This window comes from Pseudomonas sp. TZ252 (genome assembly GCF_056110345.1).
In genome coordinates this window covers 247,886-262,016 of sequence record NZ_CM148566.1, presented here as the reverse complement: position 1 = coordinate 262,016, position 14,131 = coordinate 247,886, and the positions used below count along the sequence as shown (strand labels likewise).

The window sequence follows — 14,131 nt, the reverse complement described above, 5'->3', positions numbered from 1 at the left end:
CCCTCAGGGTTTGCGCGCCGCATTGGCGGCTTCTTTCTCGAGGATCTGGTCGATGTTCTCGAAGCGGTTGTCGACCAGCGGCTTTACGTCCTGTTGCGGCACATGGCACTGCACGCAGAAGTAGCGGCGCGGCGAGACGGCGGCCAGCGGCTGGCCGTCGCGGTCCATGTAGTGGGTGATGCTGATCATCACCGCCTGGGTTCGCGCGCTGTTGGCGCGGCTGTGGCAGGACAGGCACTTGTTGCTGTCCTTGTCGATGCGATAGCCGACGATGCTGTGGGGAATGGTCGGCGGCTGCTCGGGGTAGTTGCGCTCGCGTTTCAGGTCCTTGTTTTCCTCGGCCGCCAGCGGCGGCGCGGGGCGGCTTTCGGCCAGCGTGCCGCCGGGGCGGCGGCCGTCGGGGGCGGGCGCGTCCAGCGGGTAGCCGAGGTCGGCGACGAAGGCCGCGGGGGCGCCGAGCAGGACGAGGAGCAGGGCAGTCAGCAGAGGTTTCATGGCGCGCTCCTCAGGCCAGGTTGAGCAGTTCGATGCGAACGGCGCACTTCTTGTAGTCGGTCTGCTTGGAAATCGGGTCGGTGGCGTCCAGGGTGACCTTGTTGATCAGCTTGTTGGCGTCGAAGAACGGCACGAACACCAGCCCCTGGGGCGGCTTGTTGCGCCCGCGGGTCTCGACCCGCGCGCGGATCTCGCCGCGCCGGCTCACCACCTTGACCTCGCTGCCGCGGCGCAGCTTGAGCTGGCGCGCATCCTCCGGGTGCATGTAGACCAGCGCGTCGGGCACCGCCTTGTACAGCTCCGGGACCCGCGCGGTCATGCTCCCGGTGTGCCAGTGTTCGAGCACCCGGCCGGTGGCGAGCCAGAACGGGTAGTCCTGGTCCGGCGCCTCGGCCGGCGGCTCGTAGGGCAGGGCGAAGACAATCGCCTTCTTGTCCGGATAGCCATAGAACTGCACGCCACTGCCCTTGCTCACGTAGGGGTCGTAGCCCTCGCGGTAGCGCCAGCGGGTCTCCTTGCCGTCCACCACCGGCCAGCGCAGGCCGCGCGCCTCGTGGTAGGCGTCGAAGGGGGCGAGGTCGTGGCCGTGGCCGCGACCGAAGGCGGCGTATTCCTCGAACAGACCCTTCTGGATATAGAAGCCGAATGCGTCGACCTCGTCGTTGGCGTAGCCCTTGGCCAGGTCGCTGGCCGGGAAGCGGTCGACCTGGCCGTTGCGGAACAGCACGTCGTAGAGGGTCTTGCCCTTCAGCTCGGGGGCCTTCGCCAGCAGTTCCGCGGGCCAGACCTCGTCGGTGGTGAAGCGCTTGGAGAATTCCACCAGCTGCCAGAGGTCGGACTTCGCCTCGCCCGGTGCCTTCACCAACTGGTGCCAGAACTGCGTGCGGCGCTCGGCATTGCCGAAGGCGCCTTCCTTCTCCACCCACATGGCGCTGGGCAGGATCAGGTCGGCGGCCTGGGCCGAGACGGTGGGGTAGACGTCGGAGACGATCACGAAGTTGTCCGGGTTGCGCCAGCCGGGCAGCACTTCCTGCATCACGTTGGGACCGGCCTGCATGTTGTTGCTGACCTGGGTCCAGTAGACGTTGAGCACGCCGTCCTTGAGCATCCGGCTCTGCTGCACGGCGTGGAAGCCGACCTTCTCCTGGATGGTGCCGGCCGGCACCTTCCAGATCTTCTCCGCGGTTTCCCGGTGCTTCGGGTTGGTCACCACCAGGTCGGCGGGGAGCCGGTGGGAGAAGGTGCCGACCTCGCGCGCGGTGCCGCAGGCCGAGGGCTGGCCGGTGAGCGAGAAGGGGCTGTTGCCCGGTTCGCTGATCTTCCCGGTGAGCAGGTGGATGTTGTAGATCAGGTTGTTCGCCCAGACCCCGCGGGTGTGCTGGTTGAAGCCCATGGTCCAGAACGACACCACCTTGCGCTTGGGGTCGGCGTAGAGTTCGGCGAGGGCCTTCAGCCGCTCGGCCGGCACGCCGCTTTCGCGCGCGGTGCGCTCCAGGGTATAGGGCTTGACGAACTCGGCGAAGGCCTTGAAGTCGATGTCGCTCCAGGTGTTGGCCTTGTCGGCGTTCTTCGCCTTCTTCTCCAGCGGGTCGTCCGGGCGCAGGCCGTAGCCGATGTCCTCGGCGCCATGGGCGAAGCGCACGTGGCGCTCGACGAAGTCGCGGTTCACCGCGCCGCTCTCGATGATGTGGTTGGCGATGTAGTTGAGGATGATCAGGTCGGTCTGCGGCTTGAACACCATGGGCAGGTCGGCCAGCTCGAAGCTGCGGTGCTCGAAGGTGGACAGCACCGCGACCTTGACCTGCGGCGCGCTGAGCCGGCGGTCGGTGACCCGCGACCAGAGCACCGGGTGCATCTCGGCCATGTTCGAGCCCCAGAGGACGAAGCTGTCGGTGGCCTCGATGTCGTCGTAGCAGCCCATCGGCTCGTCCATGCCGAAGCTGCGCATGAAGCCCATCACCGCCGAGGCCATGCAGTGGCGGGCGTTGGGGTCGATGTTGTTGCTGCGCAGGCCGGCCTTGAACAGCTTGTTCGCCGCATAGCCTTCCCAGACCGTCCACTGGCCGGAGCCGAACATGCCGACCGACTCCGGTCCCTTGGCCTTGAGTGCGGCCTTGAACTTCTCGGCCATGATGTCGAAGGCCTGTTCCCAACTGATCGGCTGGAACTCGCCCTGCTTGTCGAACTTGCCGTCCTTCATGCGCAGCAGCGGGCGGGTCAGGCGGTCGCTGCCGTACATGATCTTCGACAGGAAGTAGCCCTTCACGCAGTTGATCCCGCGGTTGACCTCGGCCTTGATGTCGCCGTGGGTGGCCACCACCTGGCCGTCGCGGGTGGCGACCATCACGCTGCAACCGGTGCCGCAGAAGCGGCAGGGTGCCTTGTTCCAGACCAGGCTGGTGACGTCCGCCTCGGTCACCAGGTTGCTGGCGCGGACCAGGATCGGCAGGCCGGCCGCCGCCGCGGCGATGGCGGCGGCGTTGGCCTTGGCGAATTCACGACGGGTGAGGTTCATCGATTGTCTCCTCGGGCGAGCACGGTATCGCGCGGTCGGTCATGGCCGCCGCGTCGTTGCTATCGTCGTCGCGCAGGATCTCGTGGTAGACCAGCACGGCGTTGAGCACTCCTGGCAGGTTCTGCAACTGGCCCAGGGTGTCGAGAATCTGTTCTTCGCGTTCGGCTTCCAGCACCAGGATCAGCTTGCCCTGCGGGCTTTCCTGGTAGATCTCCAGGCCGTCGAGCAGCGCCAGGTTGGCCTTCACCGCCGGCAGTCGCTCGGGCCGGCAATGCAGGATGAGGCTGGCGATCTGCAGGGCTTCAGGCATGTCGTGGAGACTCCTCGGTGGATAGCGCGCGCAGTTGGATGGCCTGGCTCGGACAGGGCGCCAGGCAGGCGCCGCAGCCGTTGCAGCGCTGGCTGTCCAGCTCGGCCAGGGCGACGCCGCCGGAGGTCGGGCGGAAACGGATCGCGGCGGGTTCGCAGGCGTCCTGGCAACTGCGGCAGTGGATCCCGGCCAGGGCCAGGCAGGCTTCGCCGATCGTGGCGATCCAGGGGAAGGCCGGGCGCGCGCCATCGAACAGGCCGGCCTCGCAGCGGCTGGCGCATTCCCCGCACAGCGTGCAGCCGGTGTTGGAGAGGTCGAGTTCGACGAGCCGACCGGCGCCGAGCTTCAGCACGCCTTCCGGGCAGGCCTCGACGCAGGCGGCGCAGCCTGTGCAGCCTGCGGCGAAGTCGGCGGCGGTCCACGGCGGGCGCCGTGTCGGCGGGTGCCCGCCGAGGCGGCGGAACAGCTCTCGGCGACTGCTCATACCCGACCTCAGGCCGGCGGCCCGGGCGGGCCGGCCAGTAGCTGGTACATCCAGACGCAGAAACCGAAGCCGCCGACCAGTGCGACGGACAGCAGCGGGAACAGGCAGATCACGAGGAACAGGAAGAGCCTGGCTTCCATGCCCTTGACGCGTCCCTGGTCGGGTTGTTCGTTCATTGGCCCAGCCTCTGTGCAGGCGACTGTAGAGAGCCTAGACCCTACTTGTAGTACGGGCAAAAACCTCGCTGAGCCGGCGCGCGGCAGCCTGGAAACAGAGCGTTTGCCGGCAAACGCGAGTCGTTCAGCCCGGGTTCAGCAAGCGTTCAGGGGCGGTTCAGTACCCTGTCCGTACTCTGCAAGCCGTGAACGACACGACTCTCGCAGAACGGAGAAACACCATGAAAGCACTCAAGACTCTTTTCATCGCCACCGCCCTGCTGGGTTCCGCCGCCGGCGTCCAGGCCGCCGACAACTTCGTCGGCCTGACCTGGGGCGAGACCAGCAACAACATCCAGAAATCCAAGTCGCTGAACCGCAACCTGAACAGCCCGAACCTCGACAAGGTGATCGACAACACCGGCACCTGGGGCATCCGCGCCGGCCAGCAGTTCGAGCAGGGCCGCTACTACGCGACCTACGAGAACATCTCCGACACCAGCAGCGGCAACAAGCTGCGCCAGCAGAACCTGCTCGGCAGCTACGACGCCTTCCTGCCGATCGGCGACAACAACACCAAGCTGTTCGGCGGTGCCACCCTCGGCCTGGTCAAGCTGGAACAGGACGGCAAGGGCTTCAAGCGCGACAGCGATGTCGGCTACGCTGCCGGGCTGCAGGCCGGTATCCTGCAGGAGCTGAGCAAGAATGCCTCGATCGAAGGCGGCTATCGTTACCTGCGCACCAACGCCAGCACCGAGATGACCCCGCATGGCGGCAACAAGCTGGGCTCCCTGGACCTGCACAGCAGCTCGCAATTCTACCTGGGCGCCAACTACAAGTTCTAAATGACCGCGCAGCGCCCGCGAGGGCATGCTTCGATGGCCGGGCCGGAAGGTCCGGCCGCATCTCATCCGGAGGAACCTCATGAAACTGCTGGTAGTGGAAGACGAGGCGCTGTTGCGCCACCACCTCTATACCCGCCTGGGTGAACAGGGGCACGTGGTGGACGCGGTACCGGATGCCGAGGAAGCCCTCTACCGGGTCAGCGAATACCACCACGACCTGGCGGTGATCGACCTCGGCCTGCCGGGCATGAGCGGCCTGGACCTGATCCGCGAGCTGCGTTCGCAGGGCAAGTCCTTCCCGATCCTGATCCTCACCGCCCGCGGCAACTGGCAGGACAAGGTCGAAGGCCTGGCCGCCGGGGCCGACGACTACGTGGTCAAGCCGTTCCAGTTCGAGGAACTGGAAGCGCGCCTGAACGCGTTGCTGCGACGCTCCTCGGGGTTCGTCCAGTCGACCATCGAGGCCGGCCCCCTGGTCCTCGACCTGAACCGCAAGCAGGCGCTGGTCGAGGAGCAACCGGTGGCGCTGACCGCCTACGAATACCGCATCCTCGAATACCTCATGCGGCATCACCAGCAGGTGGTGGCCAAGGAACGCCTGATGGAACAGCTCTATCCCGACGACGAGGAGCGCGACGCCAACGTCATCGAGGTGCTGGTCGGCCGCCTGCGGCGCAAGCTGGAGGCCTGCGGCGGCTTCAAGCCGATCGATACGGTGCGCGGCCAGGGCTACCTGTTCACCGAGCGCTGCCGGTGATCCGTTCCCTGCGCATCCGTCTGATGCTCGGCGCCGCCGCCCTGGCGGTGCTGTTCATGCTGGCGCTGCTGCCGGCCCTGCAGCGGGCCTTCGGCATCGCCCTGGAGAACACCATCGAGCAGCGCCTGGCCGCCGACGTGGCGACCCTGGTCTCGGCGGCGCGGGTGGAGAAGGGCCGCCTGGTGATGCCCGAGCACCTGCCGGTGGAGGAGTTCAACCTGCCGGAGGCCAAGGTCCTCGGCTATATCTACGACCAGAATGGCGATCTGCTCTGGCGCTCCACCTCGGCGGCCGACGAGTCGATCAACTACACGCCGCGCTACGACGGCCGCGGCAACGAATTCCACACCACCCGCGATGCGAAGGGCGAGGAGTTCTTCGTGTTCGACGTCGAGATCGACCTGCTGCGCGGCAAGCAGGCGGCCTACAGCATCGTCACCATGCAATCGGTCAGCGAGTTCGAGAGCCTGCTCAAGGGGTTCCGCGAGCAGCTCTACCTGTGGCTCGGCGGCGCCCTGCTGGTCTTGCTCGGGCTGCTCTGGCTGGGTCTGACCTGGGGCTTCCGGGCGATGCGCGGGTTGAGTTCCGAGCTGGACCAGATCGAATCCGGCGAGCGCGAGAGCCTGAGCGAGGAGCATCCGCGCGAGCTGCTGCGCCTGACCCACTCGCTGAACCGCCTGTTGCGCAGCGAGCACAAGCAGCGCGAGCGCTACCGCCACTCCCTCGGCGACCTGGCGCACAGTCTGAAGACGCCGCTGGCGGTCTTGCAGGGGGTCGGCGACCAGCTCGCCGAGGAGCCCGGCAACCGCGAGCAGGTGCGGGTGCTACAGGGCCAGATCGAGCGCATGAGCCAGCAGATAGGCTATCAGTTGCAGCGCGCCAGCCTGCGCAAGAGCGGCCTGGTACGCCATCGCGAGCAACTGGCGCCGCTGGTGGAGACCCTGTGCGACGCGCTGGACAAGGTCTATCGCGACAAGCGGGTAAGCCTGCAGCGGGACTTCTCGCCGTCCTTCAGCGTGCCGGTGGAGCGCGGCGCGCTGCTGGAACTGCTCGGCAACCTGCTGGAGAACGCCTATCGCCTGTGCCTGGGCCGGGTCCGCGTGGGCGCCCGGCTGGGGCCGGGTTACTCGGAGCTGTGGGTCGAGGACGACGGTCCCGGAGTGCCTGCCGAACAGCGCGCACGAATCATCCGCCGCGGCGAGCGCGCCGATACCCAGCACCCGGGGCAGGGCATCGGCCTGGCCGTGGCGCTGGACATCATCGAGAGCTACGACGGCGAACTGAGCCTGGACGATTCCGAGCTGGGCGGCGCCTGCTTCCGCATACGTTTCGCTACAGTCTGAGACTTGGCGGCCGTTACCTACGTCTGAGGTGTTTCCGCGCTACGCTGAAGTCTGTTCGGCTGGCGCAGTTCCTTTGACGCAGGTACCGGGGATTCGAGCGGATGTTCAGTGGCAAAACCGACGACAGGGGCTTGTGGGCGGGCATCCAGGCCGGTGTGCTGTTCTTTCTCGCCGCCCTGGCCTGCATCTACCTGTCGCGCCAGCCCGCCACCATCGCTGCGATCTGGCTGCCCAACGCGATCCTCACCGCCGCCCTGCTGCGCGCGCCGCTGCGCCAGTGGCCGGCGATCCTGCTCTGCTCCGCCGTGGCCAACCTGGCGGCCAACCGCCTGTATGGCGACAGCCTGTGGATGAGCGCGGCGTTCCTGCCGGCCAACCTGAGCGAAGCGATCTTCGCCGCGATGCTGTTACGCATCAACCGGGTGCGCGAGGACTTCGAATTCAACCTGCATTCGGCGGTTCGCGTGCTCTGGGCCGGCGCGCTGATCCCGCCCTTGCTCGGCGCCTCGGTGGGCGCGGTGCTGGTCAGCGTCTTCGGCATGGGGCGTTTCCCGGAAATGTGGGCGCGCTGGTACGTGGGCGATGCGATGGGCATGCTCGCGCTGCTGCCATTGTGCATGGCCAGCAACCTGGCGGCCTGGCGTCACGCTCTGTCGGGGCGGGCGGGAGTGGACAACGCGATGCTCCTGCTGGTGACCCTGGTGATCAGCTTCGTGGCCCTGACGCGCCTGCCCTACGCCTTCATCTACGTGCTCCTGCCGCTGCTGGTGGCCGCCGCCAGCACCAGCGTGTTCGGTACCGCGCTGATCGGTTGCCTGAACACCTGTTTCATCGCCGTGCTGATCGCCCTCGGCGTGTTCGTCCCCGAGTCGTCCCAGCAACGTTTCGGCGAGCCGCTGCTGTACCTGCCGATGGCCTTGACCCTCATTCCCGCCTTCCTGGTCTCGGTGATCATGGAGCGCAGCCGCCGCGAGCAGCATCAGGTGGCCATCGGCGAGGCGCAGTTCCGCGGCGCCATGGAATTCTCGGCGATCGGCATGGCCCTGGTGTCGCTGGAGGGGCGGCTGTTCAAGGTCAACGAGGCGCTGTGCCGGATGCTCGGCTATTCCGCCGAACGCCTGGGCGAGCTGTCGTTCCAGGAGATCACCTATGTGGACGACCTGGAACTGGACCTCGACCTGGTGCGCGACCTGCTCGCCGGGCGTATCAACTCCTACCAGATGGAGAAGCGCTACCTGCGCCAGGACGGCGAAACCTTCTGGGCGCGCATCAGCGTGTCGCTGGTGCGCGACGAGGAGGGAGTCGCCCAGTACTTCGTCACCCAGGTGGAGGATATCGACAGTCGCAAGCGTGCCGAGCTGGAGCGCGAGCGCCTCGCCGAACGGATCAAGCTGGCCACCGACGCCGGGCAGATCGGCATCTGGGAGTGGGACCTGGCGCGCAACCGCCTGCACTGGGATTTCCGCATGTTCGACCTGTACGGCATCCGCAGCGGTCCCGGGGAGACCACGGTGGAGCAGTGGAAGGCGAGCCTGCATGCCGAGGATCACGACCGCGTGCTGCGCGAGCTGGAGCGCGCCGTCAGCGGGTTGCAGAAATTCGACTGCGAGTTCCGTATCGTCCGCCCCAACCGCGAGGTTCGCCACCTGCGGGCGATCGCCACGCTGACGCGCGACGAGGACAACCGTCCGGTGCGGATGATCGGCATCAACAGCGACATCACCGAGATCCGCACCCTGGCGGAAACCCTGCACGAGGAAAAGGAACGCCTGCAGGTGACCCTGTATTCCATAGGCGATGCCGTGTTGACCACCGACGCCGGCGGCCGCGTGACCTTCATGAACCCGGTGGCCGAGGCGATGACCGGCTGGACCTTGCAGGACGCCATCGGCGCGCCCCACGAACTGGTCTTCAACGTGCTCGACAGCGACACCGGCGAGGCCCTGGAAAGCCCGGTGCGACGCTGCCTGCAGAACACCCGGGTGTTCTACCTGGAGGACGGCGCCACGCTGATCAGCCGCAAGGGCGAGCAGCACGATATCCAGAATTGCGCGGCGCCGGTGCGCACCCGCGATGGCGAGATCATCGGCACCGTGCTGGTGTTCCAGAACGTCACCAAGGCCCGGGCGATGCAGCGCGAGCTGAGCTATCACGCCTCCCACGATGCCCTCACCGGGCTGTTCAACCGCACCAAGTTCGAGGAGGAGCTGCAACGCGCCCTGGCCAACGCCCAGGAGCGGGCGACCCAGCATGCGCTGTGCTTCATCGACCTCGACCGCTTCAAGGTGGTCAACGATTCCGCCGGGCACGCGGCGGGCGACATGCTGCTGCGCGAGCTGAGCCGGATTCTCGCCGACCGCACCCGCGCCTCCGACACCCTGGCGCGGCTGGGCGGCGATGAGTTCGGCCTGCTGCTGTTCGATTGCGACCTGGCGGAGGCGGAGCAGGTGGCGAGCAAGCTCATCGAGCAGATCTGCTCGGTGCGCTTCCCCTGGGAAGGGCGGCTCTACGACGTGGGCGCGAGCATCGGTATCACCGCCCTTACCGCCACCTCGCGCAGCACCAGCGAACTGATGAGCCAGGCCGACGTGGCCTGCTACGCGGCCAAGCATGCCGGGCGCAACCGGGTTTCGGTGTACCAGTTCGGCCATGAGGAAGTGGAGCGCCAGCACCGCGACATACTCCTCGCCAGCGGGCTGCGCGAGGCCCTGGAGAACGACCGCTTCCAGTTGCAGGCGCAGGAGATCGTCCCGGTCGGCCCCCGCCGCGACGGCGACCGGCACTACGAGCTGCTGCTGCGACTGTACGATCCGGATGGCCAGATGACTCCGCCGGGCGCCTTCATCCCGGCCGCCGAGCGCTTCAACCTGATGGCCAGCATCGACCGCTGGGTGATCAACGAGGCGCTGATCAACTTCGGCGCGCGGATCGCCGCGGTGGAGGGCCTGAGCATCGGCATCAACCTGTCCGGCAACTCGCTCAACGACCCGCTGTTCCTGCCTTACCTGCTGGATCGCATCGAACACTCGCCGCTGAGGCCGGAGCGCCTGTACTTCGAGCTGACCGAGACGGCGTTGATGAACCAGTTGTCGGTGGCTTCGCGGATCGTCGCCAAGCTGCGCGACCTCGGCTGCAAGGTGGCGCTGGACGACTTCGGCTCCGGCCTGAGTTCCTTCAATTACCTGAAGAATTTCGTCGTCGACGTGATCAAGATCGACGGCAGCTTCGTCCGCAACCTGGACAAGAGCCCGGTGGACCAGGCCATCGTCGACTCCATCAACCAGATCGCCCACCGCCTGGGCGCGGTGACTGTGGCCGAGTTCGTCGAGAGCCGGGAAATCCTCGATCACCTGGCGCGCCTCGGGGTGGATTTCGCCCAGGGCTACGCGGTCGGGCGGCCGCAGCCGTTCGCCACGGTGCTCGACCAACTGCGCAGCGGGCTTCGTCGCCAGGAGTTGGGCTGAGCTTCAGGCTTCCGCCTGGTGCCGGTACGCGCCGGGGGTGAGGCCGGTCCACTTCTTGAACGCGCGATGGAAGGCCGAGGGCTCGGAAAAGCCGAGCTGCTCGGCGATGTCCTGGATCGACAGCTCGTCCCGACCCAGGTGGTAGATCGCCAGGTCGCGCCGCAGGTGGTCCTTGAGTTGCTGGAAGCTGCCGCCTTCCTCGCGCAGGTGGCGTCGCAGGGTCTGCGAACTCATGTGCAGTTGGCGGGCGACCTGGTCGAGGTCTGGCCAGCGCCGGCAGTCGCGGCCGAGCAGGCGGCGGATCTGGCTGGTCAGGCTGTCGCCGCCGTCCGGGCGCGCCAGCAGGTCGGCGGGAGAGTGCTGGAGGAACTGCTTGAGGGTGCGTTCGTCCTGCAGCAGCGGCATGCCCAGGTAGCGGGCGGCGAACAGCAGGCTGGTGCAGCCGGCGGAAAACCGCCGGGGGCAGGGAAACAGCAGGTCGTACTCGGCCTGGTGGTCCGGCGCCGGGTAGCTGAAGGTGGCTTCCTCCAGGCGGATGCGCTGGCCGATCAGCCAACTGGCGAGGCGGTGCCAGATCACCAGCAGGCTTTCGGCGAGGAAGTGATCCGGGTCCGACAGGTGGCGTTCCTCGAGGCTCAGGCGCACCAGGTCGCCGTCGCGCCGCAGGTGGATCAGCGGCGCCTGGGGGAACAGGCCGTAGAACAGTTCGCCGCGCTGCAGGGCCTTTTCCAGGGTCCGGCAATGAATCAGGGTGTGGCACATCATGGCGAAGGTGCCGCGCTTGCTGCGGACTTCGCCGAAGCCCATGTATTCGTCGTCCAGCACTTCCCAGAGCAACTGCATCAGGCGGGTGAACTGCTCCGGCGCGATGCGTGCCCGCGGTTCGTCCAGCAGGGCCGGCTGGATGCCGGCGCGACGCAGCAGGGCGGGGCCGTCCAGGCCTTGGCGCGTGGCCCCGCGCAACGCGGCGCGGACGAAATGGCTGGCGATGGTGCGCTCACGCATGGCGGCGTCCTTGTTGTTGGAACGGCGATGGTAGGGCGCCACCCGGAAGACGACAAGGGTGGTGGCGGACTCCCGCCATGCTCGCGCGGCACAGCCGGCCCGCCGGGCGGTAATCCGCCACGCTTAGCCCGCTATGCAATTTTCATTTATTATTTAACTTGTTGATATATAAGGATTTTATTTAGATAAAGAGCATCCTGGCACAGCCTCTGCAATGCCTGGGCAAGGTTCCGCCGCGGCGGTTCACGACAAAAAATCTCCCCAGCAAGGGGGGTAACGCTACCGGTGAGCGCGTTCCAGGGAACTGGCGAAGCGCCCCCGTGAGGACTCTGCCCATGACCAAACAACCCTTCTACAAGAGCCTGTACGTGCAGGTTCTGGTCGCCATCGCCATCGGTATCGCGCTCGGCCACTGGTACCCGGAAACGGCGGTGGCGATGAAGCCGTTCGGCGACGGCTTCGTCAAACTGATCAAGATGGCCATCGCGCCGATCATCTTCTGCACCGTGGTCACCGGCATCGCCGGCATGCAGAGCATGAAGTCGGTCGGCAAGACCGGCGGCATGGCGCTGCTGTACTTCGAGGTCGTCTCCACCGTGGCCCTGATCATCGGCCTGGTAGTGGTCAACGTGGTCCAGCCGGGCGCCGGCATGCACGTCGACCCGAACACCCTCGACACCAGCAAGATCGCTGCCTACGCCGCTGCCGGCGAGAAGCAGAGCACCGTCGACTTCCTGATGAACGTGATCCCCGGCACCGTGGTCGGCGCGTTCGCCAACGGCGACATCCTCCAGGTCCTGTTCTTCTCCGTGCTCTTCGGCTACGCCCTGCATCGCCTGGGCAGCTACGGCAAGCCGGTGTTCGAGTTCATCGAGCGCGTCTCCCACGTGATGTTCAACATCATCAACGTGATCATGAAGGTCGCCCCGATCGGCGCGTTCGGCGCCATGGCCTTCACCATCGGCGCCTACGGCGTGGGTTCGCTGGTGCAGCTCGGCCAACTGATGCTGTGCTTCTACATCACCTGCATCCTGTTCGTGCTCATCGTCCTCGGCGGCATCGCCCGCGCCCACGGCTTCAGCATCCTGCGCTTCATCAGGTACATCCGCGAGGAACTGCTGATCGTGCTGGGCACCTCGTCTTCCGAGTCGGCCCTGCCGCGGATGATCGACAAGATGGAGAAGCTCGGCTGCAACAAGTCGGTGGTCGGCCTGGTGATTCCCACCGGTTACTCCTTCAACCTCGACGGCACCTCGATCTACCTGACCATGGCCGCGGTGTTCATCGCCCAGGCCACCGATACGCCGATGGACATCACCCACCAGATCACCCTGCTGCTGGTGCTGCTGATCGCTTCCAAGGGCGCCGCCGGCGTCACCGGCAGCGGCTTCATCGTGCTCGCCGCGACCCTTTCCGCCGTCGGCCACCTGCCGGTCGCCGGCCTGGCGCTGATCCTCGGCATCGACCGCTTCATGTCCGAAGCCCGCGCGCTGACCAACCTGGTCGGCAACGGCGTGGCCACGGTAGTGGTTTCCAAGTGGTGCAAGCAGCTCGACGAGGGCACCTTGCAGCGCGAACTGGCCGGCGAGGGCAACGCTTCGTCGCCTGCCAGCGATATTCCGGTGGGCGGCCGCGAAGCGGTCTAAGCTCAAACCTGTTCGGCAGGGGGAAGTGAAGAGCTCCCTGCCGCCCTTCGAACCCGCCCTCGTGGCGGGTTTTTTTATGCCTCGGCGGCGGCCTGCTCGCGCAGCCAGGCGAGGAACAGCGAGAGGGGCGCTCGTTGCGCCGCTCCTGGCAGGCTCACCGCGTAATAGGCGAAGCGGCTCGGCCAGGGCCGCTCAAGGGCGACCGCCAAGCGGCCGCTGACGATCTCGGCGCGGGCATGGATCTCCCGTACCAGCGCGATACCCTGGCCGGCCTCGGCGGCGCGAACCAGCAGCAGGTCGTCGGCGAAAGCCGGACCTCTCTCGCTGCGCGGGTCGTCCTCCACCCCCATCGCCCGCAGCCACAGGCGCCAGTCATTGCGCTCCGACTCCTGCAACAGCGGGTAGGCCAGGCAATCGATCGCTTCGCGGATCTCAGGACCTTCCGCCAGCAGGCGCGGGCTGGCCACCGGGATCAGCGGCGGGGCCATCAGTGCCTGCACGTCGAGTCCGGGGTAGTCGCCGAGCCCGTGGCGGATGGCGACGTCGATTCGTTCCCGGCGCAGGTCGGCGAGCAGTGCCGTAGCCTCCACGCGGACTTCCACCTGCGGGTGCGACGCGCTGAATTGACCGAGGCGCGGCACCAGCCAGGTGGCGGCGAAGGAGGGCTCGGTGCTGACCGTGAGGGTCTGGCGGGCATTGATCGCCTCCAGCTGGGCAAGGCTCGGGGTGATCTGCTCGAAGGCCTGGCGGAGGCCGGGATAGACCTGCTCGCCCTCTGGCGTCAGGCGCATGCCATGGCTGAAGCGCTGGAACAGGACGACGCCGGTGCGCGCCTGCAGAGCCCTGAGCTGCTGGCTTACCGCGCCGGGAGTGACGCCCATGGCCGCGGCCGCGCGGGTGAGATTGCCATGGCGGGCGGTTTCGACGAAAGCGCGTAGCGCGAGGAGCGGGAGGACGGCACCCATGAATTTAGTTTTTCTATAAACAGGTTGTAGAAAGGATCGTTTTTCATCCGCCGGCCTGGGCTTCAGCATGTGTGGCGAAACGAGAGACTTTAGCCTAGCTGCTTTCTTCGGTGTGCGGGAAGCGGCCGAGGCGGTTTCCCCGGTCGG

The 14,131-nt window shown here is 66.8% G+C and carries 12 protein-coding genes; 5 read left to right on the top strand and 7 right to left on the bottom strand.

Features of this window, described 5'->3' with window-relative positions:
* Window positions 1-3: 3 nt before the first annotated feature.
* The 5 genes from ACYAF3_RS01220 to napE are packed head-to-tail and all read right to left on the bottom strand — an operon-like array spanning window position 4 to window position 3,980.
* Window positions 4-495 (bottom strand): nitrate reductase cytochrome c-type subunit, encoded by a 492-nt coding sequence (locus tag ACYAF3_RS01220; RefSeq protein ID WP_128669444.1) that lies wholly within the window; start codon window positions 493-495, stop codon window positions 4-6.
* Between the two features lie 10 nt (window positions 496-505).
* A complete protein-coding gene (gene napA, locus ACYAF3_RS01215) occupies window positions 506-3,010 on the bottom strand; it encodes a nitrate reductase catalytic subunit NapA (protein WP_003107632.1) in 2,505 nt (834 codons plus the stop codon).
* The gene (locus ACYAF3_RS01210; protein WP_023115469.1) at window positions 2,991-3,320 is read right to left on the bottom strand and encodes a chaperone NapD; all 330 of its coding nucleotides are present in this window, start codon (window positions 3,318-3,320) and stop codon (window positions 2,991-2,993) included. Before ACYAF3_RS01210 ends, napA begins: the two co-directional genes overlap by 20 nt.
* Entirely contained in the window at window positions 3,313-3,804 is a 492-nt protein-coding gene (gene napF, locus ACYAF3_RS01205; RefSeq protein ID WP_023110271.1) for a ferredoxin-type protein NapF, read from the bottom strand. Before napF ends, ACYAF3_RS01210 begins: the two co-directional genes overlap by 8 nt.
* A gap of 8 nt (window positions 3,805-3,812) precedes the next feature.
* Window positions 3,813-3,980: a periplasmic nitrate reductase, NapE protein gene (napE, locus tag ACYAF3_RS01200; protein ID WP_003082429.1), complete on the bottom strand. Its 168-nt coding sequence runs from the start codon at window positions 3,978-3,980 to the stop codon at window positions 3,813-3,815.
* Between the two features lie 221 nt (window positions 3,981-4,201).
* Between napE and ACYAF3_RS01195 the strand changes: the two genes are divergently transcribed.
* From ACYAF3_RS01195 to ACYAF3_RS01180, 4 genes are all read left to right on the top strand, one after another.
* Window positions 4,202-4,804 carry an outer membrane protein gene (locus ACYAF3_RS01195; protein WP_003082431.1) on the top strand — a complete coding sequence of 201 codons (603 nt, stop codon included), beginning with the start codon at window positions 4,202-4,204 and terminating at the stop codon, window positions 4,802-4,804.
* Between the two features lie 79 nt (window positions 4,805-4,883).
* Window positions 4,884-5,561, top strand: a complete 678-nt coding sequence (phoP, locus tag ACYAF3_RS01190; protein WP_003082436.1) for a two-component system response regulator PhoP — start codon at window positions 4,884-4,886, stop codon at window positions 5,559-5,561.
* Window positions 5,558-6,904, top strand: coding sequence for a two-component system sensor histidine kinase PhoQ (gene phoQ, locus ACYAF3_RS01185; RefSeq protein WP_003082438.1), 1,347 nt, complete (start codon window positions 5,558-5,560; stop codon window positions 6,902-6,904). The genes phoP and phoQ overlap by 4 nt, the downstream gene beginning before the upstream one ends.
* Window positions 6,905-7,005: 101 nt before the next feature.
* Window positions 7,006-10,368, top strand: a complete 3,363-nt coding sequence (locus ACYAF3_RS01180) for a diguanylate cyclase (RefSeq protein WP_003086577.1) — start codon at window positions 7,006-7,008, stop codon at window positions 10,366-10,368.
* 3 nt (window positions 10,369-10,371) lie between these two features.
* Here the strand turns inward: ACYAF3_RS01180 and ACYAF3_RS01175 are convergent, their stop codons facing one another.
* Window positions 10,372-11,373, bottom strand: coding sequence for an AraC family transcriptional regulator (locus ACYAF3_RS01175; RefSeq protein ID WP_003106595.1), 1,002 nt, complete (start codon window positions 11,371-11,373; stop codon window positions 10,372-10,374).
* 335 nt (window positions 11,374-11,708) lie between these two features.
* Between ACYAF3_RS01175 and dctA the strand changes: the two genes are divergently transcribed.
* Window positions 11,709-13,019 carry a C4-dicarboxylate transporter DctC gene (gene dctA / locus ACYAF3_RS01170; protein ID WP_003082442.1) on the top strand — a complete coding sequence of 437 codons (1,311 nt, stop codon included), beginning with the start codon at window positions 11,709-11,711 and terminating at the stop codon, window positions 13,017-13,019.
* A gap of 74 nt (window positions 13,020-13,093) precedes the next feature.
* Here dctA and ACYAF3_RS01165 read toward each other — a convergent pair whose 3' ends face one another.
* A complete protein-coding gene (locus ACYAF3_RS01165) occupies window positions 13,094-13,984 on the bottom strand; it encodes a LysR substrate-binding domain-containing protein (RefSeq protein ID WP_128669442.1) in 891 nt (296 codons plus the stop codon).
* Window positions 13,985-14,131: the final 147 nt, after the last annotated feature.